Origin of the sequence: Staphylococcus sp. LCT-H4 (assembly GCF_001866145.1) — a bacterium.
In the GTDB taxonomy this organism is placed as follows: Bacteria; Bacillota; Bacilli; order Staphylococcales; family Staphylococcaceae; genus Staphylococcus; species Staphylococcus succinus.
The window spans coordinates 191,792-216,505 of the sequence record NZ_MODY01000003.1 but is presented as its reverse complement, the minus strand read 5'-3'; the positions used below and the strand labels follow the sequence as shown (position 1 = coordinate 216,505).

At 32.7% G+C, this 24,714-nt stretch carries 25 protein-coding genes; 23 read left to right on the top strand and 2 right to left on the bottom strand.

The genetic code is table 11. From position 1 onward, the window contains the following. From BK821_RS09975 to holA, 5 genes are all read left to right on the top strand, one after another. Positions 1-717, top strand: coding sequence for a class I SAM-dependent DNA methyltransferase (locus BK821_RS09975; protein ID WP_046836587.1), 717 nt, complete (start codon positions 1-3; stop codon positions 715-717). Between the two features lie 158 nt (positions 718-875). Further along, positions 876-1,472, top strand: a complete 597-nt coding sequence (locus tag BK821_RS09970) for a helix-hairpin-helix domain-containing protein (RefSeq protein WP_177165132.1) — start codon at positions 876-878, stop codon at positions 1,470-1,472. 71 nt (positions 1,473-1,543) lie between these two features. Then, entirely contained in the window at positions 1,544-2,005 is a 462-nt protein-coding gene (locus BK821_RS09965) for a ComE operon protein 2 (RefSeq protein WP_046836585.1), read from the top strand. Between the two features lie 3 nt (positions 2,006-2,008). Continuing rightward, positions 2,009-4,219: a DNA internalization-related competence protein ComEC/Rec2 gene (locus BK821_RS09960; protein ID WP_256201628.1), complete on the top strand. Its 2,211-nt coding sequence runs from the start codon at positions 2,009-2,011 to the stop codon at positions 4,217-4,219. A 75-nt stretch (positions 4,220-4,294) separates the two neighbouring features. Then, entirely contained in the window at positions 4,295-5,269 is a 975-nt protein-coding gene (gene holA / locus BK821_RS09955) for a DNA polymerase III subunit delta (protein WP_046836584.1), read from the top strand. 95 nt (positions 5,270-5,364) lie between these two features. On the opposite strand, the gene rpsT is transcribed toward holA, so the two are convergent. Further along, on the bottom strand, positions 5,365-5,616 hold the full coding sequence (rpsT, locus tag BK821_RS09950; protein ID WP_046836583.1) for a 30S ribosomal protein S20: 252 nt from the start codon (positions 5,614-5,616) through the stop codon (positions 5,365-5,367). Positions 5,617-5,935: 319 nt separating this feature from the next. On the opposite strand from rpsT, the gene lepA reads away from it, so the two are divergent. The 18 genes from lepA (at position 5,936) to recO (ending at position 23,083) form a co-directional block, all read left to right on the top strand. Further along, positions 5,936-7,759, top strand: a complete 1,824-nt coding sequence (lepA, locus tag BK821_RS09945) for a translation elongation factor 4 (protein ID WP_046836582.1) — start codon at positions 5,936-5,938, stop codon at positions 7,757-7,759. 98 nt (positions 7,760-7,857) lie between these two features. Beyond that, positions 7,858-8,982: a radical SAM family heme chaperone HemW gene (gene hemW, locus BK821_RS09940; protein ID WP_046836581.1), complete on the top strand. Its 1,125-nt coding sequence runs from the start codon at positions 7,858-7,860 to the stop codon at positions 8,980-8,982. Between the two features lie 99 nt (positions 8,983-9,081). Continuing rightward, a complete protein-coding gene (gene hrcA / locus BK821_RS09935) occupies positions 9,082-10,062 on the top strand; it encodes a heat-inducible transcriptional repressor HrcA (RefSeq protein ID WP_046836580.1) in 981 nt (326 codons plus the stop codon). 26 nt (positions 10,063-10,088) lie between these two features. Further along, positions 10,089-10,718, top strand: a complete 630-nt coding sequence (gene grpE / locus BK821_RS09930; RefSeq protein WP_046836579.1) for a nucleotide exchange factor GrpE — start codon at positions 10,089-10,091, stop codon at positions 10,716-10,718. A gap of 59 nt (positions 10,719-10,777) precedes the next feature. Then, the gene (gene dnaK, locus BK821_RS09925; RefSeq protein ID WP_046836578.1) at positions 10,778-12,622 is read left to right on the top strand and encodes a molecular chaperone DnaK; all 1,845 of its coding nucleotides are present in this window, start codon (positions 10,778-10,780) and stop codon (positions 12,620-12,622) included. Positions 12,623-12,770: 148 nt separating this feature from the next. Then, on the top strand, positions 12,771-13,904 hold the full coding sequence (dnaJ, locus tag BK821_RS09920; RefSeq protein WP_046836577.1) for a molecular chaperone DnaJ: 1,134 nt from the start codon (positions 12,771-12,773) through the stop codon (positions 13,902-13,904). Positions 13,905-13,907: 3 nt separating this feature from the next. Beyond that, the gene (gene prmA, locus BK821_RS09915; protein ID WP_071331615.1) at positions 13,908-14,846 is read left to right on the top strand and encodes a 50S ribosomal protein L11 methyltransferase; all 939 of its coding nucleotides are present in this window, start codon (positions 13,908-13,910) and stop codon (positions 14,844-14,846) included. A 2-nt stretch (positions 14,847-14,848) separates the two neighbouring features. Beyond that, positions 14,849-15,601 carry a 16S rRNA (uracil(1498)-N(3))-methyltransferase gene (locus BK821_RS09910; protein WP_046836575.1) on the top strand — a complete coding sequence of 251 codons (753 nt, stop codon included), beginning with the start codon at positions 14,849-14,851 and terminating at the stop codon, positions 15,599-15,601. Positions 15,602-15,843: 242 nt separating this feature from the next. After that, positions 15,844-16,020 carry a 30S ribosomal protein S21 gene (rpsU, locus tag BK821_RS09905; protein WP_046836574.1) on the top strand — a complete coding sequence of 59 codons (177 nt, stop codon included), beginning with the start codon at positions 15,844-15,846 and terminating at the stop codon, positions 16,018-16,020. A gap of 403 nt (positions 16,021-16,423) precedes the next feature. Further along, positions 16,424-17,116, top strand: coding sequence for an NfeD family protein (locus tag BK821_RS09900; RefSeq protein ID WP_371261103.1), 693 nt, complete (start codon positions 16,424-16,426; stop codon positions 17,114-17,116). A 12-nt stretch (positions 17,117-17,128) separates the two neighbouring features. Further along, positions 17,129-18,112, top strand: coding sequence for a flotillin-like protein FloA (floA, locus tag BK821_RS09895; protein WP_046836572.1), 984 nt, complete (start codon positions 17,129-17,131; stop codon positions 18,110-18,112). 14 nt (positions 18,113-18,126) lie between these two features. Continuing rightward, entirely contained in the window at positions 18,127-18,783 is a 657-nt protein-coding gene (locus BK821_RS09890; protein ID WP_046836571.1) for a hypothetical protein, read from the top strand. A gap of 382 nt (positions 18,784-19,165) precedes the next feature. Further along, entirely contained in the window at positions 19,166-20,113 is a 948-nt protein-coding gene (locus tag BK821_RS09885; protein WP_046836570.1) for a PhoH family protein, read from the top strand. Beyond that, positions 20,114-20,575, top strand: a complete 462-nt coding sequence (ybeY, locus tag BK821_RS09880) for an rRNA maturation RNase YbeY (protein WP_046836569.1) — start codon at positions 20,114-20,116, stop codon at positions 20,573-20,575. Positions 20,576-20,583: 8 nt separating this feature from the next. After that, positions 20,584-20,919: a diacylglycerol kinase family protein gene (locus BK821_RS09875; RefSeq protein WP_071331614.1), complete on the top strand. Its 336-nt coding sequence runs from the start codon at positions 20,584-20,586 to the stop codon at positions 20,917-20,919. Between the two features lie 80 nt (positions 20,920-20,999). Next, positions 21,000-21,404 carry a cytidine deaminase gene (gene cdd / locus BK821_RS09870; protein ID WP_046836567.1) on the top strand — a complete coding sequence of 135 codons (405 nt, stop codon included), beginning with the start codon at positions 21,000-21,002 and terminating at the stop codon, positions 21,402-21,404. Then, positions 21,404-22,303 (top strand): GTPase Era, encoded by a 900-nt coding sequence (gene era / locus BK821_RS09865; RefSeq protein WP_046836566.1) that lies wholly within the window; start codon positions 21,404-21,406, stop codon positions 22,301-22,303. The genes cdd and era overlap by 1 nt, the downstream gene beginning before the upstream one ends. A gap of 21 nt (positions 22,304-22,324) precedes the next feature. Beyond that, positions 22,325-23,083, top strand: a complete 759-nt coding sequence (gene recO, locus BK821_RS09860) for a DNA repair protein RecO (RefSeq protein ID WP_046836565.1) — start codon at positions 22,325-22,327, stop codon at positions 23,081-23,083. A 182-nt stretch (positions 23,084-23,265) separates the two neighbouring features. On the opposite strand, the gene BK821_RS09855 is transcribed toward recO, so the two are convergent. Then, complete coding sequence (locus tag BK821_RS09855) at positions 23,266-24,657, bottom strand: glycine--tRNA ligase (RefSeq protein WP_071331613.1); 1,392 nt, start codon at positions 24,655-24,657, stop codon at positions 23,266-23,268. Positions 24,658-24,714 lie beyond the last annotated feature (57 nt).

The window sequence follows — 24,714 nt, the reverse complement described above, 5'->3', positions numbered from 1 at the left end:
ATGGTCCAATATGAAGAAATGAGCTTGTTTTATGATCAATTAACCTTAGACCAGCCCTACGAATCTTGGCTAGATATCGTAAATCATTTTGCTGAGCACAAGTCATCTATTTTAGATATTGGTTGTGGGACAGGCAGTTTCACTTCATTATTAACAGAATTTGATGATGTAACGGGTATGGATTTAAGTGTTGATATGCTTTCAATAGCAGCTCAAAAATCTAAAAAAGTAAACTGGATTGAAGGCGATATGACTGAATTCGGTCTTAATCAGTCTTTTGATGTAATTACAATATTTTGTGATTCACTTAATTATTTACCTGAACAAGACGATGTATTGGCAACTTTCAACCAAGTTTTTGAGCATTTATCATCTGATGGGGTTTTTATGTTTGATGTTCATACTGTTTATAAAATGAACACATTATTTAACAACCAAAGTTATATAGATGAATCGGAAAATGTGTTTCTTGGTTGGGAAGCGGTTCAAGGTGAAGAACCTTTAAGTGTTTGGCATGATATGTCATTCTTTATTAAGCAAAAGGATGAGCAATACGCTAGATTTAATGAATCGCATTATCAACGTACTTATACAAAACGTGAGTATGTTGATATGTTAGAGCATGTAGGTTTCAATAAAGTTCATACATTTGTTGATTTTGATATAAATAACTCAAGTGATGAAGGATATAGATTGTTTTTCATTGCTAAAAAATAAAGTAAAATCACTCCTTTATACGTGTTTAGTATAGAGGAGTGATTTTTATGTTTAATCAATGGGATATTTTAAAAGGCTTGATTATAAAAAACAAGCTATTGATCACTATTTTGTCTATAAGTATAGTAGTTTTATTGTTAATTATCTCCCAATTTATAATGACAAAAGACTATGAATCAGATTTTGAGACATATACTGATAAATCAAATGACAACATAGCTACATCGCCAAAACCATCTTCAACTAAAGAAGGCGGTTTGTCTAATAGTAAGCGACAAGTAATGAATGAGCACAATACAGTTAGTGTGTTCGTCGACATTAAAGGCGCTGTTAAACACCCTAATGTATATGAAATGAAATCAACAGATAGGGTCAAGCAATTATTAGATAAAGCAGTTGTCACAAAGGACGCGGATTTAAATAAAGTAAATCTTGCTGAAAAACTATCAGACCAAAAGTTGATTTACATACCTGCAAAGGGAGAAAGTGAAAAAAGTATATCCAATAATCATAATAATTTAGATAATAGTAAAAATAATACCTCACGTTCGATGGCGGCAAGTGATACTTTGAATTTAAATCAAGTTACTGAAACAGAGTTGTTATCAATTCCTGGTATAGGACCTATGAAAGCTAAATCAATTATTGAATATAGAGAAGAGCGTGGATCTTTTGATTCAGTTGAGCAATTGAAAGAAATAAAAGGTATTGGTGATAAAACATTTGAAAAATTAAGTGGTTACTTTACAGTATAGAAATGGGTTGCTTTATATTACAATTAAAATTATTCTATTAATAATACATATTTAAACGGAGGTTTAACAGCATGGATCGCATTAAATGGGAAGAATACTTTATGGCTCAAAGCCATTTACTAGCTTTACGCTCTACTTGTGAAAGATTGTCTGTAGGTGCAACGATTGTCAAGGACAATAGAATTATAGCTGGCGGATATAATGGTTCTGTCTCTGGGGAAGTACATTGTATCGATGATGGATGTTTATTAGAAGATGGTCACTGTATACGTACCATTCATGCTGAAATGAATGCGTTGCTACAATGTGCTAAACAGGGAGTTTCAACAGAAGGAGCAACTATTTACGTTACACACTTCCCTTGTTTGAACTGCACGAAATCCATTATACAGGCAGGTATTCAAACGATATACTATGCTGAAGATTATCACAATCATCAATATGCATTGAAATTATTAACACAATCAGGTATAGATTATAAAAAAATCGAATTTAATCAAGAACATGTAGCACAATATCTCGTTAACAAGTAGATTATGATTTATTATGCAATTGCATATTTAGTAGGTATTTTATGGTTACATGTTAGATTAATGGCACTATTTGTTTTCATATTGTTATTATTCATAGCAATTAGAAAACAATTGAAGTTGATTCAATTCATATCAATCGTTATACTCCCTATTTTAAGTTTTATGATGTTTCAAAATGATTTAGTACATACAAGAGAGCAACGAACTATGCAATATAACAATACGCATTTACAAAGCCAAGCTTATTTTCTAACTAAACCAGTATTGAAGCATCAAAAACTACGAGGGAAAGTGGAGATTAATCACCAAATTTTTACATTTTATTACTATTTAAAGCATGGCACCAAAGATAATATAGAAAATAAATTATTCCAAAAATCATGTTATGTTAGGGGAGAATTGTCATCAATCAATAATCGCTTCAATGATAAAGCTACATTGTTTGTTAAAGCGATTGATTTGGATAGTTGTAAAAGTAATGAATCAGGCCATCAATACCTTTTAGAAAGGCATAAGGCCTATATATTCGACAAATTGAAGGCGACCCATATCAAAGGTCCTGAAAAAATCATTGCGCTAATTAGCGGTGATACAACGAATATTGATGTGAATGATTTAGAGAAGTATAAAGAAATTGGTATCTATCATCTCTTGGCAATTAGTGGCACTCATGTAGCGATTATAATAGGTATTATTTTTTATGTATTAAACCTTTTTAGAATGCCACTGTTTTTTATTAAATTTGTAATTTTAATATTACTGCCATTATATGTCTTATATACAGAATTAGCACCGAGTGCAATGAGGGCAGTTATAGTAACAATCATAGTCATTGTTCTCCCAAAAAGAATATTCCGAAATACTATGAATATTCTAGCGTTTAGTTTTATAACGTTAACTTTAATTTACCCATCTTTAATTTATCATATAGGATTTCAATTCTCATTTATGATTACCTTCTTTATTTTATTATCTTTACCTTTATTAGAGAAATTGACTGCATTTAAATCTACGTTTTATATCACTTTTGTTGCTCAATTAGGGTCACTTATTATAAGTGCACATTATTTTAACCAAATACAATGGATAGGCTTTATATCTAATTTATTCTTTGTACCTTTTTATGTTTTTATATTATATCCTCTTACACTTATTTATTTCATTATCAATCATTTGCCAATTGAAATTCAATTACTCACAGGATTATTGAACTTAGTTATTAAAATACACGATATTATTGTTGATATATTCTATAGTTTAAGCCGGCATAAATGGTATATACCAGAATTGAATGAATATTTTTTAGTAATAGCGTTGGCAATGATATTAGCTGCATTAGTAGCGCTTGTACATAAAAAGTTCAAAATTTTGACTGGTCTAATGATACTTATATATATCATAGTGACAGTACTACCAAGTACTAATGATTATCGACTAACTATGTTGAATGTAGGTCAAGGTGATGCAATTTTATTTGAAACAAATAAACAGCACACATTGCTCATAGATACTGGGGGTAAGTTACTTGAAAAGGGCGAAAAGGCTACACATAATATCGCTAGATACCACATATTGCCAACTTTAAAAAAACGAGCTATAAAAACAATTAATTATTTAATTATAACCCACCCACACCAAGATCATATAGGGGAATTAAATTATTTAATTGAAAAATATCGAATTGAAAACATTATATTGAATAGTGCGAGTATGAAAAGTGAGCAGTTAAACAGTTTGAAAAAACAATGTAGAAATAATGAAATACCATTGTATGATTTTAGAGAAAAGCAAAATTTTAAATTAGATAAAGCAGTCATAAATTTATTAGATGTAACAATAAATGCCTCAGATGATTTAAACGAACATTCTATTGTGACATTGATAACCTATGAAAAATATAAAATGTTACTGATGGGCGATGCGACCAAAAATAATGAAAATGAGTTATTAAAGCAGTTCAATTTAAAAGCAGTTGATGTGCTGAAGATTGGACATCATGGAAGTAAAACGAGTACCAGTGAGGCCTTTATACGAACCATTAACCCTAAGATAAGCTTGATTTCTGTAGCACACAAAAACCGATATAACTTACCCAATCAAGAAACTATAAACCGATTAATTAGTTATCATTCTCAAGTTTATCAAACAGCTAATCACGGAGAAGTTACAATTGATTTCAAAGAAAATATGTATATCAAAAAAGAAAGGAAGTAATGATTTTAACTAGTGAGATGTATAGCTGCATGCTATAATGTTTTAATGTGTAATAGTGATGAAAGGGTGCTACATATGAGCGATAATATAATTACAGTATACGGAGAAGTACCTGAATTGATTGAAAAAAAATCGACCGAGATTATCGAAAATTATTTAGATGCTCCCAAAGATGATTTTAACTTTGTTAAGTATAATTTATATGACAGTGATTTATCATCCGTAATAGAAGAGACATTAACAATGCCTTTTTTCTCTGATAAAAAGGCCGTTTTGGTACAAAATGCATATGTCTTTACTGGAGAAAAACCACCTAAAGACTTAAATCATAATATTGATTTACTTTTAGAATTCATAGAAAAATATGATGGTGAAAGTATGATTGTATTCGAAGTCTATCAACCCAAATTAGACGAACGTAAAAAATTAGTGAAAACATTAAAAAAGAAAGCTCAGTTAAAGAAAATAGAGCAAATGTCAGAAGAAGAGATAAAAAAATGGATAAAAAATGAATTACATTCAAACTATAAAGATATTAAACAAGATGCGTTAAACTTATTTATTGAATTAACTGGTATTAACTTTAATATCGTCAAGCAAGAGATAGGAAAATTAGTCCTTTTTCTAGGTGAAAGAGCAACAATTAATAAACAAGATGTGGACCAAATTGTAAATAGAAGTTTAGAACAAAATGTGTTTCTATTAACAGAATATATTCAAAAAAATAATAAGGTAAAGGCGATACAACTTGTCAAAGATTTGATTGCGATGAAAGAAGAACCGATTAAACTTTTAGCACTTATAACAAGTAACTATCGACTTTTCTATCAAAGTAAAATACTGTCTCAAAAAGGGTATAGTGGCCAACAAATTGCAAAAACGATTAATGTTCATCCTTATAGAGTGAAGTTAGCACTTAACCAAGCAAGACATTATCATTTAGAGAGTTTGTTGAATATTATAGATAGCTGTGCAGAAACAGATTATAAATTAAAATCTTCTTATATGGATAAACAACTCATTTTAGAACTTTTTATTTTATCTTTATAAAAAATTCATAAAAAAAGTGAGTAATCATCGATTACTCACAAACTTTATTTAAAATTATAAATAAAAAAGTTCAAGCCATAGCTTGAACTTTCTTATTATTTGTTAGCTGTCATTAGTGAAGATTTGATACGAGCAGCTTTGTTAGTGTGGATTAAGTTGCGTTGAGCAGCTTTATCTACTTTTTTCAAAGCAAAACTAACTAATTCAGCTTTGTTATCAGCATTTGAAGCAGTAGCTGATTGAGCTCTCTTAACCGCTGTACGCATTTCATTCTTTTGAGAAATGTTGCGCTCCTCAGCAGTGTGAGTAGTTTTAACACGTTTAATTGCAGATTTAATGTTTGGCATGTGTGTCACCTCCTAAAAATGAACTTCGCTATCAAATTTGATTTGATTACAACAAGAAATATTTTATCAAAACCAGCCGGTTTCTGCAATCATTTATTTACGCAATGCGCTTAAAAGCATGAAAATAATACATTTCTATTTGGAAATGAGCAACTTTCACTCTATACTATAAAGAGGAATGGCAAATTAAGTAGCCACTTTTATGATATAACTTAAAGTATAAGCGTCGTAAGTTTGCAATTATAGAACAAAAACGTTATCATATCAAAGAATGTCATACATATACGGGCTAGAATTATGAAAGTGGGAAGGATAATACATGGATAAACAAGAACGTTATAATAGACGTAAAAATATAAGAAACTTTTCTATTATCGCACATATAGACCATGGTAAATCTACTTTAGCTGATAGAATCTTAGAAAATACGAAATCAGTTGAATCAAGAGATATGCAAGCACAATTACTAGATTCCATGGATTTAGAAAGAGAACGCGGTATTACAATCAAATTAAATGCTGTACGATTAAAGTATGAAGCTAAGGATGGGGAAACATATACATTCCATCTTATTGATACACCAGGACATGTAGATTTCACTTATGAGGTATCAAGATCATTGGCAGCTTGTGAAGGTGCAATATTGGTAGTCGATTCTGCACAGGGTATCGAAGCACAAACTTTAGCAAATGTGTATTTAGCACTGGATAATGACTTAGAGCTATTACCTGTTGTTAATAAGATTGACCTGCCTGCTGCTGAACCAGAACGTGTTAAACAAGAATTAGAAGATGTTATTGGTATAGATCAAGATGATGTGGTTCTTGCTAGTGCAAAATCTAATATTGGTATTGAAGATATATTAGAAAAAATAGTTGAAGTTATACCACCACCAGAGGGCGATCCTGAAGCGCCATTGAAAGCTTTGATTTTTGATTCTGAATACGATCCTTATCGAGGTGTAGTATCAGGTATTAGAGTCATGGAAGGTATAGTTAAAGCTGGTGATCGTATTAAGATGATGGCGACGGGTAAAGAATTCGAAGTAACTGAAGTGGGGATTAATACTCCCAAACAATTGCCGGTAGAGGAACTAACTGTCGGTGATGTAGGTTATATTATAGCTAGCATTAAGAACGTAGATGACTCTCGTGTCGGTGATACGATTACACATGCGGAACGACCAGCTGAACAAGCGTTACAAGGATATAAAAAAATGAATCCTATGGTTTTCTGTGGTCTATTCCCAATAGATAATAAAGATTATAACGACTTACGTGATGCATTAGAAAAATTACAACTCAATGATGCTTCGCTCGAATTTGAACCAGAATCATCACAAGCGTTAGGGTTTGGATATCGTACAGGATTCTTAGGTATGCTTCACATGGAAATAATTCAAGAGCGTATCGAGCGTGAATTTGGTATTGAACTTATTGCAACTGCACCATCTGTTATTTACCAATGTATTATGAAAAACGGAGAAGAAGTTTCAGTCGATAATCCAGCAAATATGCCTGAAAGAGATAAAATTGAAACGATTTATGAACCTTTCGTTAGGGCTACGATGATGGTTCCTAATGATTATGTGGGTGCAGTAATGGAATTATGTCAGCGTAAACGTGGTCAATTTGTAAACATGGAATATATGGATGATATCCGAGTGAATATCATTTATGAGATACCGTTGTCAGAAGTAGTATTCGATTTCTTTGATCAACTTAAATCTAATACTAAAGGATATGCTTCATTTGATTATGAATTTATTGATAATAAAGAAAGTGACCTTGTGAAAATGGACATTTTATTAAACGGTGAAAAAGTAGATGCATTAAGCTTTATTGTACATAAAGAATTTGCTTATGATCGTGGTAAAGTGTTAGTTGATAAATTGAAAAAACTTATTCCAAGACAACAGTTTGAAGTGCCAGTTCAAGCAGCTGTTGGACAAAAAATTGTTGCACGTACAAACATCAAGTCAATGGGTAAAAATGTATTGTCAAAATGTTATGGCGGAGATATTAGCCGTAAGAGAAAATTATTAGAAAAACAAAAAGCTGGTAAAGCTAAAATGAAAGCAGTAGGTAATGTAGAAATTCCTCAAGATGCGTTTTTAGCTGTGCTTAAGATGGACGAAGATTAATATAAATTAAACATTGGGGCCTTAAATCCATTCGATTTATGCCCCAGTTTTTTGTTGAATAGACTTATCTTCAAAAAATGAAAGAAGGTGAACGCAATATGGAAGTGAAAAGTGCTTATATCCATATTCCTTTTTGCGTAAGAATTTGTACCTATTGTGATTTTAATAAGTATTTTATACAAAATCAGCCGGTAGATCAGTATTTAGATTGCTTAATAGAAGAAATGGAACAAAGTGATGTTAGACAATTAGAAACTGTATTTGTTGGCGGTGGTACCCCAACAGCACTAAATTATGATCAACTTAAAAAGTTACTCGTAGCTATTACGCGTATTTTTAAAATCAAAGGTGAGTTTAGTTTCGAAGCTAACCCAGATGAATTAACGATAGAAAAAGTTCAATTACTTAAAGATTTTGGGGTTAACCGATTGTCTATGGGAGTACAAACATTTAATCCAGAATTATTAGAAATTCTGGGAAGAACACATAAAACAGAAGATATTTACCAATCGGTAGCTAATGCACGTCAAGTTGGTATACCTTCTATTAGTTTAGATTTGATGTACCATTTGCCACATCAAACAATTGAAGATTTTAAAGATAGTTTAGAAAAGGCGTTGGCTCTTGATATTGATCACATTTCTAGCTATGGATTGATATTAGAACCTAAGACAAAATTTTATAATATGTATCGTAAAGGCCAATTGAAAGTTCCTAACGAAGATATTGGTGAAGAAATGTATGAATACCTCTTAGAAAGAATGGAACAATCCGATATGCATCAGTATGAAATTTCTAATTTTGGAAAAGATGGGCATGAGTCAGAACATAATAAAGTGTACTGGAAAAACGAAGGGTATTATGGTTTTGGTGCAGGTGCAAGTGGTTATGTTAACGGTGAACGTTATAATAATGTTAATCCGGTAAACCATTATATTAAAAAAATCCAAAATAAGGAACGTCCTATTTTAGATTCGACGTTCCCAACTTTATCGGAACAAATGGAAGAAGAAATGTTTTTAGGACTGAGAATGAATCAGGGAGTCAATAAATCTAGATTTCAGCAAAAATTCAATACAAGCATAGATAATATATTTGGTACAGTTATTAATGATTTGATAGAACGCGAACTTATTATTGAACAAGAAGGATACATCTCGATGACGGAACGCGGAAAAGTGATAGGAAACGTTGTATTTGAGTCGTTTTTGTTAAATGTTTAAAATTTTAAAAAAAACGATGCTTTAACATTGACTTACTTTGACCAATTTGATAAATTATAATTAGCACTTGAAACAAAAGAGTGCTAATGAGGTGAAAGCATGATTAGTGATAGACAATTAAGCATTCTGAATGCAATTGTTGAAGATTATGTTGATTTAGGTCAGCCAATTGGTTCTAAGACTTTGATTGAACGACACAAATTGAATGTTAGTCCTGCTACTATTAGAAATGAGATGAAACATCTCGAAGATTTAGAGTTGATAGAGAAGACACATACTTCGTCAGGACGTTCACCATCAGAGTTAGGTATTAGATATTATGTGAATCAATTATTGCAACAAACATCTCATCAACAACAAACTAAAATACAACGTTTAAGAGATTTACTAGTCGAGAATCATTATGATATTTCTACTACATTGAGTGCATTTGCTAATGAACTTTCGATTGCATCTCAATATACAACGTTGGTAATGCGTCCAAATCATAAAAAAGATATAATTAACAACATTCATTTGATTCGAGCAAATGCCCACTTGGTTATTATGGTGGTTGTATTCACTTCTGGTCATGTTGAACATTTACATTTAGCTACACAAGTTCCGTTATCTAATGATAAGCTCACAAAGATATCGAATTTTGTTACTACTAAGTATAATAAATGGAATAATCAACAATTTGAAAGTGAATTAAATACGTTTGTGAAATCAGAACTTGAAAAGCAATTTATCAAAGAGATGTTACACACAATTGAAATCCACTTTGATAATCAAAGTAATGGCATTTTTATGGGTGGAAAGGTTAAACTAATTGATGCATTAAATGAATCAAATGTTTCCTCAATTCAACCTATATTGCAATATATAGAATCAAATAAAATCACACAACTACTTGATGATATGTCTCATTCGACGATTAACGTCAAAATAGGACATGAAATTGAATCGAGTTTGAGTGATATTTCTATCATCACAAGTGAATATCACATTGATGATAGGCTTAAAGGTCAAATTGCGGTTATTGGACCTACGGCAATGAATTATCAGAACGTAATACGATTACTAAATACGATTTGGTAATTAAGAATTGTATTGGAGGGCAGACAATGACAGAAAAAAATGAATCAGTATTTGATCAAGCTGCAGAAAATGAAGAAGTTAAAGATCAATCTCAGACATCTGAAAATGAAACAGTTGAAAATGCTGACGACACTAATAATGACAAAGTAAAAGACAATCTGCAAGAGGACAATACAGAAGAGATAGAATCAGATGTAGATCCTAAAGATGAAGAAATTGAACAATTGAAAAAAGATGTTCAAGAAAAAGAAGAAAAATACTTAAGATTGTACGCAGAATTCGAAAATTATAAACGTAGAATCCAAAAAGAAAATCAAACAATGAAAGAATATAAAGCTCAAGATGTGTTAAACGATATTTTACCAACTATCGATAACATTGAGCGTGCGTTACAAATCGATGGCGAAGATGAACAATTCAAATCACTGAAAAAAGGTGTTGAAATGGTTCATGAAAGCTTAATTAACGCTTTAAAAAATAATGGCTTAGAAAAAATTGAAACTGAAGGTCAACAATTTGATCCAAATGTTCACCAAGCTGTTGTTCAAGATGATAATCCAGATTTTGAATCAGGAGAAATCACTCAAGAATTGCAACGTGGTTATAAATTAAAAGATAGAGTATTAAGACCTTCAATGGTTAAAGTAAATCAATAACCTTTAATATTGATGAAAATACCAATAATTTTAAACAAACATACAGGAGGAAATTAATTATGAGTAAAGTAATAGGCATTGACTTAGGTACAACAAATTCATGTGTAGCAATCTTAGAAGGCGATGAGCCAAAAGTAATCCAAAATCCAGAGGGTGCTAGAACTACACCATCAGTAGTAGCATTTAAAAATGGTGAAACTCAAGTAGGTGAAGTTGCTAAACGACAAGCAATTACAAACCCTAACACAATTCAATCAATCAAACGTCATATGGGTACACAATATAAAGTTGACGTTGAAGGTAAATCATATACACCACAAGAAATTTCAGCGATGGTTTTACAAAATCTTAAAAGTACAGCTGAAGACTATCTAGGTGAAAAAGTAGAAAAAGCAGTAATTACTGTTCCTGCATACTTTAATGATAGTGAACGTCAAGCTACTAAAGATGCTGGTAGAATTGCTGGCTTAGAAGTAGAACGTATTATCAATGAACCAACAGCAGCTGCTTTAGCATATGGTTTAGATAAAACTGAAACTGACCAAAAAGTATTAGTATTTGACTTAGGTGGCGGTACATTCGACGTTTCTATTTTAGAATTAGGCGATGGTGTATTTGAAGTACTATCAACTGCTGGCGACAATAAACTTGGCGGCGATGACTTTGACCAAGTAATTATTGACTATTTAGTATCTGAATTTAAAAAAGAAAATGGCGTAGATTTAGCACAAGATAAAATGGCATTACAACGTCTAAAAGACGCAGCTGAAAAAGCTAAAAAAGACTTATCTGGTGTATCTCAAACACAAATTTCATTACCGTTCATCTCAGCAGGAGAAAATGGTCCTTTACATTTAGAAATCAACTTAACACGTTCTAAATTTGAAGAGTTATCTGACTCATTAATCAGAAGAACTATGGAACCTACTCGTCAAGCAATGAAAGATGCTGGTTTATCAAGTTCTGACATTGATGAAGTAATCTTAGTTGGTGGTTCTACTAGAATTCCAGCTGTTCAAGAAGCAGTTAAAAAAGAAGTAAATAAAGAACCTCATAAAGGTGTGAATCCAGACGAAGTAGTAGCTATGGGTGCATCAATTCAAGGTGGCGTAATCACTGGTGATGTTAAAGACGTAGTATTATTAGACGTAACACCATTATCATTAGGTATTGAAATTATGGGTGGACGTATGAATACACTTATCGAAAGAAATACGACTATTCCAACATCTAAATCACAAGTTTACTCAACAGCAGCAGATAACCAACCGGCAGTTGATATTCATGTATTACAAGGTGAACGTCCAATGGCATCAGACAATAAAACACTTGGAAGATTCCAATTAACTGATATTCCAGCAGCTCCACGTGGCGTGCCTCAAATCGAAGTAACATTTGATATTGATAAAAATGGTATCGTAAACGTTACAGCAAAAGACTTAGGCACAAATAAAGAACAAAATATCACAATTCAATCAAGTTCTTCACTATCAGATGATGAAATCGATCGTATGGTTAAAGATGCTGAAGAAAATGCTGAAGCTGACAAACAACGTCGTGAAGAAAGTGACTTAAGAAACGAAGCTGATAGCTTAGTATTCCAAGTTGAAAAAACAATTACTGACTTAGGCGAAAACATCAGTGAAGAAGATAAAAAAGATGCTGAAGATAAAAAAGATGCATTAAAATCAGCGCTTGAAGGCGAAGATATTGAAGATATCAAAGCTAAAAAAGAAGAATTAGAAAAAGTTGTTCAAGACTTATCAACAAAAGTTTACGAGCAAGCTGCGCAAGCTCAACAACAAGCTCAAGGTGAAGAAGGAAACGAAGCACAAGATAGCAACGTTGAAGATGCAGATTTCAAAGAAGTGAAAGATGACGACAGCAAAGATAATCAAAAATAAGTTGAGTCATAGACTAATTAATTGTTAATGATAGAAAAATATGACACAATTGCTTAGCCAAATTAAGTCAAAGTCAATTGAACATTGGCTTTGACTTTTTCTTTTTTTATCAGTGATTTAACAAAACAGAGTAAAAGGAGAGATAACAGTGGCCAAAAGAGATTATTATGAAATCTTAGGTGTTAGTAAAGATGCTTCTAAAGATGAAATTAAAAAGGCTTACCGTAAATTATCAAAACAATATCATCCAGATATTAATAAAGAAGAAGGTGCCGACGAGAAATTCAAAGAAATCTCTGAAGCATATGAAAATTTAAGCGACGATAATAAGCGTGCAAATTATGACCAATTTGGACATAACGGCCCGCAAGGTGGCTTTGGAGGCCAAGGCTTTGGCGGTCAAGATTTCAGTGGCTTTGGAGGCGGCGGTTTCGAGGATATATTCAGTTCGTTCTTTGGAGGCGGACGTCAACGTGATCCAAATGCACCTAGAAAAGGTGACGACTTACAATATACGATGACCGTAACATTTGATGAGGCTGTTTTTGGTAGTGAAAAAGAAATTTCAATTCGCAAAGATGTTTCTTGTCATACTTGTCATGGTGAAGGTGCTAAACCTGGCACTAAGAAAAAAACATGTGAATATTGTAGTGGCTCAGGTCATGTTTCAGTAGAACAAAACACAATACTTGGTAGAGTTAGAACAGAAAAAGTTTGCCCAGTATGTAGTGGTTCAGGTCAAGAATTTGAAGAACCATGTCCAACATGTAAAGGTAAAGGTACTGAAAATAAAAGCGTCAAAATCAGTGTTACAATCCCAGAAGGTGTAGATAATGAACAGCAAATCCGTTTAGCAGGTGAAGGTGCTCCAGGTGAAAACGGCGGTCCACAAGGTGATTTGTATGTTGTGTTCAGAGTTAAACCTTCAGAAACATTTGAAAGAGATGGAGATGATATCTATCACTCGCTTAATATTAGTATTGCACAAGCATCATTAGGTGACGAGGTTAAAGTACCTACACTTAAAGGTAGTGTGATGTTGACAATTCCATCAGGTACTCAAACTGGAAAACAATTCCGTCTTAAAGAAAAAGGGATTAAGAATGTTCATGGTTATGGCTATGGAGATTTGTTTATTAATATAAATGTTGTAACTCCGACTAAGATGAATGATCGACAAAAAGAATTATTAAGAGAATTCTCAGAGATTGATGGGGAAGAAATTACAGAACAACCTAATAATTTCAGAGATAAAGCTAAAAGATTCTTTAAAGGAGACTAGTATATGAACTGGACCGAAGTATCAATAACTGCTAACCATGAGGTGTCACCAATTATTTCTAATATATTAGAGGATTCTGGATCGAATGGTGTAGTTATAGAAGATTCTAATGATTTAAACCATGATTTTGAAGATAAATTTGGTGAAATATATGAGCTCAGTAAAACTGACTATCCTGAAAAAGGGGTAAGGTTGAAGGCATATTTCAATGAAATGAAGTATACAATGCAATTTAAAAATGACTTATATAGTCGGATTTCTGACATTGAGTCATTAGATCATAATCTGTTTAAATTTGACGAACAAACAATTCGTGAAACGGATTGGGAAAATGAATGGAAAAACTATTTTCATCCTTTCCGTGCGTCAAAATTATTTACCATTGTTCCGAGTTGGGAAACATATCAGCGTGAAGATGATAGTGAATTGTGTATTGAATTAGATCCTGGAATGGCATTTGGTACTGGTGACCATCCAACAACGAGTATGTGCTTAAAAGCGATTGAGACGTATGTAAAACCTAGTGATTCGGTTATTGATGTTGGTACAGGTTCAGGTATTTTAAGTATAGCTTCTCATTTACTTGGTGTTGAACGTATCAAGGCATTAGATGTAGATGAAATGGCAGTCAAAGTTGCTAAAGAAAATTTTGCTAAAAATCATTGTGAAAATGCAATTGAAGCTGTACCGGGAAACTTGCTTAAAGGCGAAACAGAAAAATTCGATATTGTTATTGCGAATATTTTAGCTCATATAATTGATGAAATGATTGAAGATGCTTATAATACATTAAATCAAGATGGTTATTTTATAACATCTGGTATTATTGAAGAAAAACATGAGGCTATATTGGATCATATGAAGCGTAGTGGTTTTAAAATTATTTCGATAAGTCACGATAATAGTTGGGTTTCTATCGTTGGCCAGAAAGTGAGCGAATAATTATGCAAAGATACTTTATTGACCAAAACGCTGATGTACATCAGCGTTTTTTTATTACAGACACAGGTGATATCCACCATATAACTAATGTTATGAGGCATCAAATAGGTAATGAAATTATACTCACGTTTGCCAATCAATCTGTATACAGATGCAAGATTACCAATATAAACATAGATAGTATTGAAGTAGCGTTAGTTGAACATCTAAAAATAGATACAGAATTACCACAAAGTATTACTATATGTAGTGGATTAATTAAAGCTGATAAATATGAATGGATGCTACAAAAGGCAACGGAACTAGGAGCGAGTGAATTTATCGCTGTCGGTATGGAACGTTCTATAGTGAAGCTAAATAACGACAAAGTTGCAAAAAAATTAGAGCGTTGGCAAAAAATTATTAAAGAAGCTGCTGAACAAAGTTATAGGTTAACCATTCCTAACATAACCTATCAACCTAGTTTGAAAATAATCTATAATCATATAGAAACATATGATTATGTCCTTATTGCTTATGAAGATGCAGCGAAAAATGGAGAGATTAGTAATTTTAAAGCACTTCTTCAAAAATTTAAACCTGGAGCTCGTATATTAGTTATATTTGGTCCAGAAGGTGGACTTTCTGAAGAGGAAGTAAGCTTGTTTGATGAAGCAGGTTCTCAAATTGGGCTTGGTCCTAGAATTTTAAGGGCTGAGACAGCACCATTATATGTCCTTAGCGCTATAAGTTTTCAAAAAGAATTATTAGGGTGATTTGTAATAGGGATATTGTTATTTTAACTAAAAATATTAAATAATTACGTGGAAAAGTGTGATTTTTCGCGTTAGTGTATGATATTACAAATACTAGTGCCTACACAGTTTAGATTTAAATTTAAAAAAATAAATTTACTAATTGACCACATTAATCAGATATATTATACTAAATTATACATGGTTCATTACCATGTAATGATACTAAAGTTTCGTTGATATTTGGAGGGAGGGAAATACACATGTCTAAAACAGTAGTCAAAAATAACGAATCACTTGAAGATGCGTTACGTCGTTTCAAACGTACAGTTTCTAAAAGCGGTACAATTCAAGAAGTACGTAAACGTGAATTTTACGAAAAACCTAGCGTTAAACGTAAAAAGAAATCTGAAGCTGCGCGTAAACGTAAATTCAAATAATTAATTGTTTCGTTGACTCCCTCAACACCAACATTAATTATAAATCATAATAGCCTTCGTTGTTTAACAACGAAGGCTATTATTTTTTTACTTTAATTTTTTTAAAGTCATTAATAATGGAGCAAATTTTAGCGTAGTTAAAAATACAAAATGAGTCACTGTTTTGAAATATTATTAGTGAATTTCAGGAAATTTACTAATTAGAAAAGATAGTTTATTAAAATTTGAACGAATGTGTTGATCATCTATCAAATAAAGATTCTATTTTATAATTACTATATTACTTCAAAGTTAATCTATTTATAATTTAATGGTATTTTATAATGCAAACGCTATAAACAAACACTGATTTCATGTATAATTAAATAGAGAGCGAGGTGATAGAGTGATTTCTTTGAGTAGTATACATAATATCTTTTCGTCCAACTTTATTGAAAATAATAGCTGGATAGATAACGCAGCAAACCTAATTGTCAATCCGTTTATCACTTTAATTTTAACTTGTATTATTTTTATGGGTTTTTTATATCAATTATATTCAAATAAAATCAATCTTGTAGGGATTATTGCTACATTAGCCTTATTAATTTTCTTCTTAGGCTTTTTTGTAAAAGGAGATGTTAATTTTTATTCGGTAGTTTTATTTGGAGTTGGGGTTATATTTATAATAATTGAACTTTTTGTCGTAGGTGCAATTATTGGTATTATAGGTATGGGCCTTATCGTTTTCAGTATTATTACATTAGGTGACAATTTAGTTTTTATGATTGCCAATGTTGTCGTAGCATTAATATTATCAATCATAGAATGGGTGGTACTTGTGAGAATATTTAAGCGAAATATTCCATTTTTAGATAAAGTTGTTTTAAAAGATTCTACAAATGCAGAGGCAGGCTACACTTCACATGAAGATCGCTCTCATTTAGTTGGGCAAACTGCTACAACGTCTACAGATTTAAGACCAGCAGGAATCATTACATACAATGATGAACGTATTGACGCAGTTTCTGATGGGTCATTTATTTTACGGAATAAAGAAGTGACCATATTAGAAGTTGAAGGTACTAGAGTTGTTGTAAGAGAAAACGAATCATAAAGGAGAGAAAGTATGATCGGATTAATTATTATTGTCGCTATAGTAGTAATAGCACTTTTATTACTATTTTCATTCGTTCCAGTGGGCTTATGGATTTCAGCAATTGCTGCTGGAGTAAAAGTAGGTATTGGAACATTAGTTGGTATGAGACTGCGTAGAGTTTCTCCACGTAGAGTAATCTCGCCATTAATCAAAGCACACAAAGCTGGTTTGAATTTAACTACAAACCAATTGGAATCACATTATTTAGCTGGAGGTAATGTTGATCGAGTTGTTGATGCGAACATCGCAGCGCAAAGAGCTGATATCAATTTACCGTTTGAACGTGGCGCAGCTATTGATTTAGCTGGTCGTGATGTATTAGAAGCTGTGCAGATGTCAGTTAATCCAAAAGTTATAGAAACACCATTTATTGCTGGTGTAGCTATGAATGGTATCGAAGTAAAAGCTAAGGCGCGTATTACTGTACGTGCTAACATCGCTCGTTTAGTCGGTGGTGCTGGTGAAGAAACAATTATTGCCCGTGTAGGTGAAGGTATTGTATCTACAATAGGTTCTAGTGAACACCATACACAAGTTTTAGAAAACCCTGATAACATTTCTAAAACTGTTTTAAGTAAAGGCCTAGATTCTGGTACAGCATTTGAAATTTTATCTATCGATATTGCTGATGTAGACATTAGTAAAAATATTGGTGCAGATTTACAAACTGAACAAGCACTTGCAGATAAAAATATCGCCCAAGCTAAAGCGGAAGAGCGTAGAGCAATGGCTGTTGCACAAGAACAAGAAATGAAAGCGAAAGTTCAAGAAATGCGTTCTAAAGTTGTAGAAGCAGAAGCAGAAGTACCACTCGCGATGGCTGAAGCACTACGTTCAGGTAATCTTGGTGTTAAAGATTACTACAATTTAAAAAATATCGAAGCAGATACAGGTATGAGAAATTCAATTAACGAACGAACAAATCAAGAAGATGATGAATCACCGGATAAATAATTAGGGGTGATTAAATGAATATAGGTATTATTATCTTTGTAATATCTGTAATAGTAACAATTATTGGTGCTATTAATGACAAAAGCCACAAAGAAAGACAAAACCAAAAACCACCAGTAAACAAACAACCTAATAATCGTGGCGGACGACCTGAAAAACGTGGTTTTCTTGAAGAAATAGGAAAAACATTCAAAGAAATAGAAAAGCAAATGAATGAAGGACCTACAATGAAAGAAGAGCGTCCAGCACAACCAACTAAACCAGTTGAGACACGTGTAGAAAAAATGGAAACGTCAGAGCCACGAACATCTCAAAGAACAACTAGAACAGACAACCAAACTGAAGCTGAAAAAGAAAAAATGTCGAAGCAACAACAAAATTCAGAATTACAGAGACAACTTGAAGCTGACCTGGTAGGCAAACTACAAAATGTACGTACTGAAATAGATCGTGAAAACGAAAAAAAATTACAAAGAACTGAAAGAAAAGCGCGTGCAATTATTGCAGATAAAAATTTGTCTGAAAAAGCTAAGCGTTATCGTTTAAAACAGTTAATGAATGCGCACGCTATACAAAGTTCAGGTACAAATGAACGTTTGAGATTTGATGAAGATGAGGTTGTGAATGGTATTATTTGGTCAGAAATATTAGATAGACCCAAAAAACTGTAATATATAATAGGTCTTTAAAAGAACACCATACAAAGTCAGTAATTATAGACTTTGTGTGGTGTTTTTAATTTAAATAATAATGTCATTCGTTTACACCGAAAAATATATAAATATTAGCATGAAAAGTAAAGCTTAATTGAATTTGTATACATATATGTAAAATAGTTGTTAAATTTAATGAATATATCTCGATTTAAAAACTCTTTGAAATAATAAATAGACAATTCGTGATATAATAGGTATGTAAATACAATAGTTTTTTCGAGTAAATACATTATCGTATTGCTAGAAAATGCTACGCTAGTGAATAATAATTTTTGTAACTTAAAATCTAATAAGATAAAATAAGATGAATCGAATATATTTGTAAAGGAGCACATATATGCCTGGTATTATTCAAATAAATGACATCAATGAAGCTCAAGCGCTCATTGGTAATAACGACGAACACCTTAAAGCAATTGAGGAAGGGTTTGATGTCATTGTACATGCTCGAGGTCAAGAAATTGCTGTAAAAGGTGAAGTAATCGAGGATGTAGAAAAAGCAGAATCAGTACTCATTAATCTTTTGAAAGTAATTCAACAAGGTGTTTCGATTTCTATAAAAGATGTTGAAGCGGCTATTAAAATGGCGAAAAATGGGACGATTCAATACTTATTAGATTTATATGATGATGAAATTACTAAAGATGCATTTGGTAAGACTATTCGTGCTAAGACAATGGGACAACGTTTATACGTAAATGCAATGCATCATAACGATTTGGTATTTGGCGTTGGACCAGCAGGAACAGGAAAAACATTCTTAGCGGTTGTCTATGCTGCCAAACAATTGCGTAAAGGAAATGTAAAGCGTATTGTGCTGACAAGACCTGCAGTGGAAGCTGGAGAGTCCTTAGGTTTCTTACCTGGGGATTTAAAAGAAAAGGTAGATCCTTATTTACGTCCGTTATATGATGGGTTGAATACTGTTTTAGGTAGAGAACAGACAGCCAGATTTATAGATAGAGGAATAATCGAGATCGCACCTTTAGCTTATATGAGAGGCAGAACGTTAGATGATGCGTTTGTGATATTAGATGAAGCACAAAATACGACACACGCTCAAATGAAAATGTTTTTAACTCGACTAGGTTTTGGTTCAAAAATGGTAGTGACGGGTGACCATACGCAAATAGATTTACCTAAAGGCGTAAAAAGTGGACTCAAAGAAGCTATAAAGAAACTTAAAGATGTTAAAGGGCTAAGTATTCATCATTTAGATCAAAGTGATGTTGTACGTCATCCATTAGTAAGTAAAATTATTGATCGTTACGAGGGAGAGGAGTAAATGTTTACTATAGATTTTAGTGATCATACAGATTTAGTAAAACAAGAATGGTTTGAACAAATAGATAGCCTTCTGACATTCGCAAAAACACAGGAAAATATTGATGGTGAAGCAGAACTTTCAGTTACCTTTGTGGATAAAGTAGAAATTCAAGAAATAAATAAAATGTATCGTGATAAAGACAAAGTAACGGATGTTATTTCTTTTGCTTTAGAAGAAGATGAACCTGAAATTACGGGGCTTGACATGCCAAGAGTATTGGGCGATATTATTATTTGTACTGATGTTGCGAATGAACAAGCAGAATCTTATGGACATTCTTTTGAAAGAGAACTCGGTTTCCTTGCGCTACATGGATTCTTACATTTATTAGGCTACGATCATATGAATGAGCAAGATGAAAAAGAAATGTTTGGTCGCCAAGACCGAATTCTAAACGCATATGGATTAACGAGAGATTAGAGGCACATATGAAACGATTTAATTATGCATTACAAGGTATGCACGTGCTATTAAACAAAGACAATAAATTTTTGTTGCATTTAATAAGTGCACTCATTGTAGTTATCTGTGGCGTATGGTTTGGTATATCGCGTGTAGATTGGATTTTCATAATCTTAGCCATTGGGATTGTCCTTGCCTTCGAAGCGATAAATACAGCATTAGAATACGTGGTTGATTTAGTGACAGATGATTATCATATTTTGGCAAAAAAAGCTAAAGATGTTGCAGCTTTTAGCGTAATGATTGCATCCGCTATTGCATTTGCTATAGGCCTTTTAATATTTCTGCCATATGTATTTTAAATATATAGAAATTTTTCATAAAGTTGTTTTCCAAAAGTACTAAACTATTAAATATTAACACTGAATGGGAGAGATTAACTGTGGGATATCAACCACATTATTTAACAGAAGTTAGAACTGCACAAGCCAATGCTTACGCACCTTATAGTAATTTCAAAGTGGGCGCTTATTTGCGGACGAAAGATGGAAAGGCATTTCACGGTGCCAATGTCGAAAATGCAGCATATCCAATGGCTATTTGTGCAGAAAGATCTAGTTTAGTATCTGCAATATCAGAAGGCTATAAGCCAGGTGATTTTGAGTCAATCACTATTACTGTTGATGCGGATAAACCATCTTCACCATGTGGTGCATGTCGTCAATTTATGAAAGAACTCTGTGATGATGACATGCCCGTATATATGACAAATCAAAATGGAGATTTAATAGAATCGACGGTGGGGGATTTATTACCACTAGGATTCTCTGGAAAGGATTTAAATTAATGACAGCACATAAATCAGGATTTATATCAATAATAGGCAGACCCAATGTTGGGAAATCTACTTTTGTGAACCGTGTAATCGGTCATAAAATAGCAATCATGTCTGATAAAGCGCAAACGACAAGAAATAAAATACAGGGCGTTATGACACAAGACGATGCTCAAATCATATTTTTAGATACACCAGGTATTCATAAACCTAAACACAAACTAGGCGATTATATGATGAATGTTGCTAAAAATACACTATCTGAAATAGACGCGATTATGTTTATGGTCAATGTTAATGAAGATATTGGTCGAGGTGATGAATTTATCATGGATATGCTGAAATCAATTAAAACGCCGGTGTTTTTAGTATTAAATAAAATTGATTTAGTTCATCCAGATGAACTTATGCCAAGAATCGAAAAATATAAAAAGTATATGGACTTCACAGAAATAGTGCCGATTTCTGCACTTGAAGGTTTGAACGTAGACCACTTTATTGGTGTATTAAAATCATATTTACCTGAAGGACCTAAGTATTACCCTGATGATCAAATTTCAGATCACCCTGAGCAGTTTGTCGTTGGGGAACTCATCCGCGAAAAAATATTACACTTAACGAGTGAAGAAATTCCTCATGCTATCGGTGTCAATGTGGATCGTATGATTAAAGAGGATGAAGATAGAGTGAGAATTGAGGCTACGATTTATGTAGAAAGAGATTCTCAAAAAGGTATTGTAATTGGTAAAGGCGGTAAAAAACTTAAAGAAGTCGGTAAACGCGCTAGACAAGATATTGAAAGATTATTAGGGTCTAAAGTTTACTTAGAACTATGGGTAAAAGTACAAAAAGATTGGCGTAATAAAGTGAATTTCATTCGTCAAATGGGTTATTTAGAAGATCAAGACTAATTCGAGAGTCGGTGAGCTAATGTGTTAATCAAACAAAAAGGTATTATTATAAAAACGGTTGATTATGGCGAATCCGATAAAATTGTTACGATTCTAAATGAATTTGGCGCGAAAGTGCCATTAATGGTCCGAAGAGCTAAAAAAAGCAAGAGCGGCTTACAAGCTAATACACAATTATTTGTGTATGGCTTGTTTATTTATTCTAAGTGGAAAGGAATGGGGACATTGAGTTCTGTTGATGTAATAGAACAAAACTATCATCTCCGCCTAGATATATATGAAAGCAGCTTTGCCAGCTTATGTACAGAAGTAATAGATCGGTCTATTGAGCATGAGGAAGTATCACAATATAGTTATGACTTATTGCATTTCATTTTAGAGAAAATTAAAGAGGGTGTGTCTGCTCAACTTATGTCAGTGCTCGCCTTATTAAAATGTATGACAAAATTTGGATTTAACGCTATTTTTGATAAATGTATTGTGACAGGTAATACAAGTCAATCTGATTTAATCGGTTATAGTTTTAAGTTTGGTGGCGCCATATCTGAAAGCGCAAGATATGAAGATCCTCACGCCCTTATTTTATCTAATAAAACCCTGTATCTTTTAGATATCTTACAAAAATTACCAATTCATCAGATGAGTACGCTACGTATACATGATCATATCGTTGATGAGATGTCTGAATTAATGCTTATGTTATACAGTGAATATGCTGGAATGTATTTTAAAAGTCAGAAATTAATAAACCAATTACTTAGATTAGATCATCTTTCTTAATTGATTTAAAATATGAGATAGCGTAATGAAATATGAAGTTTTTTGTTCAACATAAAAGTGCAGTTCGTATAAAACGGGCTGCACTTTTATAATTTCATTTATTCATTAAGTTCATGATTAAAAAAAGCTGATAGATGACCATATGGTCACTCTATCAGCTTTTAATATGATATCAAGTTAAATTAGAATTTAACTTTTTCAGTTAAAAATGCTTCTAATTCTGAAATTGGCATACGTACTTGTTCCATTGAATCACGATCACGTACAGTAACCTGTTGATCTTCTAATGAATCAAAGTCAAACGTAATACAATATGGTGTACCAACTTCATCTTGACGACGGTAACGTTTACCAATTGATTGAGACTCATCAAAATCAATTGAGAAGTTAGCGCTTAATTGTTCAAATACTTTAATCGCTTCGCCAGATAATTTCTTGCTTAATGGCAATACTGCTGCTTTATATGGTGCTAATGCTGGATGGAAACGTAAAACTGTTCTAGCTTCTTTGCTTCCTTCAACACCTTCTTCATCATAGGCATCACATAAAAATGCTAATGTTACACGGTCAGCACCTAAAGATGGCTCTATACAATAAGGGATATATTTTTCGCCTGTCTCTTGGTCATGATATTGGAAATCTTCACCAGAGTGCTCACTGTGTTTTTTCAAGTCAAAGTCTGTACGACTTGCAATACCCCATAATTCTCCCCAACCAAATGGGAAGCGGTATTCGATATCTGTTGTAGCGTTAGAGTAATGAGATAGCTCATCATCGTCATGGTCACGTAAACGTGTATACGCTTCGCTTAAATGTAAGTCTTTTAACCATTGGCTAGCATAGTTCTTCCAATAATTTTGCCATTCAATTTCTTCACCAGGTTTACAGAAGAATTCTAACTCCATTTGTTCGAATTCACGTGTTCTGAAGATAAAATTGCCAGGTGTAATTTCATTACGGAAAGATTTACCGATTTGTCCAATACCAAATGGTAATTTTTTACGCATCGTACGTTGAACATTTTTATAGTTTACAAAAATACCTTGAGCAGTTTCAGGGCGTAGGAAAATTTCATTTGTTGAATCTTCAGTCACACCTTGGAATGTTTTGAACATCAAATTGAATTGACGAATATCTGTCCAATTTGCAGTTCCACTTACAGGACAAACGATACCTTCTTCATCAATGATGCGCTTCATTTCATCAAAGCTAAGACCATCAGCTACAAAGTTTTCATCACCTTTAACCTGTAACATGTGATCTTCGATGATTTTATCAGCACGATAACGTATTTTACTATCTTTGTTATCGATCATTGGATCATTAAAGTTACCTAAATGACCAGAAGCTTCCCAAGTTTTTGGATTCATTAAAATAGCCGCATCTATACCAACGTTGTATGGAGATTGCGTGATGAATTTTTGCCACCATGCTTTTTTTACATTATTTTTTAGTTCTACACCTAGAGGGCCGTAATCCCATGTGTTTGATAAACCACCATAAATTTCACTACCAGGGAATACAAAACCTCTATGTTTCGCTAATTGGACAATTGTTTCCATATCTTTTGCCATTATAAAATACACTCCTTTTTTACATAAAAACGCCCCAAGACAAAGAAATGAGCCTAA

What these genes read in the sequence shown, in the direction of transcription:
- BK821_RS09975 (WP_046836587.1), top strand. Translation starts at nt 1, where the DNA reads ATGGTCCAATATGAAGAAATGAGCTTGTTTTATGATCAATTAACCTTA.
- BK821_RS09970 (WP_177165132.1), top strand. Translation starts at nt 876, where the DNA reads ATGACAAAAGACTATGAATCAGATTTTGAGACATATACTGATAAATCA.
- BK821_RS09965 (WP_046836585.1), top strand. Translation starts at nt 1,544, where the DNA reads ATGGATCGCATTAAATGGGAAGAATACTTTATGGCTCAAAGCCATTTA.
- BK821_RS09960 (WP_256201628.1), top strand. Translation starts at nt 2,009, where the DNA reads ATGATTTATTATGCAATTGCATATTTAGTAGGTATTTTATGGTTACAT.
- holA (WP_046836584.1), top strand. Translation starts at nt 4,295, where the DNA reads ATGAGCGATAATATAATTACAGTATACGGAGAAGTACCTGAATTGATT.
- rpsT (WP_046836583.1), bottom strand. Translation starts at nt 5,616, where the DNA reads ATGCCAAACATTAAATCTGCAATTAAACGTGTTAAAACTACTCACACT.
- lepA (WP_046836582.1), top strand. Translation starts at nt 5,936, where the DNA reads ATGGATAAACAAGAACGTTATAATAGACGTAAAAATATAAGAAACTTT.
- hemW (WP_046836581.1), top strand. Translation starts at nt 7,858, where the DNA reads ATGGAAGTGAAAAGTGCTTATATCCATATTCCTTTTTGCGTAAGAATT.
- hrcA (WP_046836580.1), top strand. Translation starts at nt 9,082, where the DNA reads ATGATTAGTGATAGACAATTAAGCATTCTGAATGCAATTGTTGAAGAT.
- grpE (WP_046836579.1), top strand. Translation starts at nt 10,089, where the DNA reads ATGACAGAAAAAAATGAATCAGTATTTGATCAAGCTGCAGAAAATGAA.
- dnaK (WP_046836578.1), top strand. Translation starts at nt 10,778, where the DNA reads ATGAGTAAAGTAATAGGCATTGACTTAGGTACAACAAATTCATGTGTA.
- prmA (WP_071331615.1), top strand. Translation starts at nt 13,908, where the DNA reads ATGAACTGGACCGAAGTATCAATAACTGCTAACCATGAGGTGTCACCA.
- BK821_RS09910 (WP_046836575.1), top strand. Translation starts at nt 14,849, where the DNA reads ATGCAAAGATACTTTATTGACCAAAACGCTGATGTACATCAGCGTTTT.
- rpsU (WP_046836574.1), top strand. Translation starts at nt 15,844, where the DNA reads ATGTCTAAAACAGTAGTCAAAAATAACGAATCACTTGAAGATGCGTTA.
- floA (WP_046836572.1), top strand. Translation starts at nt 17,129, where the DNA reads ATGATCGGATTAATTATTATTGTCGCTATAGTAGTAATAGCACTTTTA.
- BK821_RS09890 (WP_046836571.1), top strand. Translation starts at nt 18,127, where the DNA reads ATGAATATAGGTATTATTATCTTTGTAATATCTGTAATAGTAACAATT.
- BK821_RS09885 (WP_046836570.1), top strand. Translation starts at nt 19,166, where the DNA reads ATGCCTGGTATTATTCAAATAAATGACATCAATGAAGCTCAAGCGCTC.
- ybeY (WP_046836569.1), top strand. Translation starts at nt 20,114, where the DNA reads ATGTTTACTATAGATTTTAGTGATCATACAGATTTAGTAAAACAAGAA.
- BK821_RS09875 (WP_071331614.1), top strand. Translation starts at nt 20,584, where the DNA reads ATGAAACGATTTAATTATGCATTACAAGGTATGCACGTGCTATTAAAC.
- era (WP_046836566.1), top strand. Translation starts at nt 21,404, where the DNA reads ATGACAGCACATAAATCAGGATTTATATCAATAATAGGCAGACCCAAT.
- BK821_RS09855 (WP_071331613.1), bottom strand. Translation starts at nt 24,657, where the DNA reads ATGGCAAAAGATATGGAAACAATTGTCCAATTAGCGAAACATAGAGGT.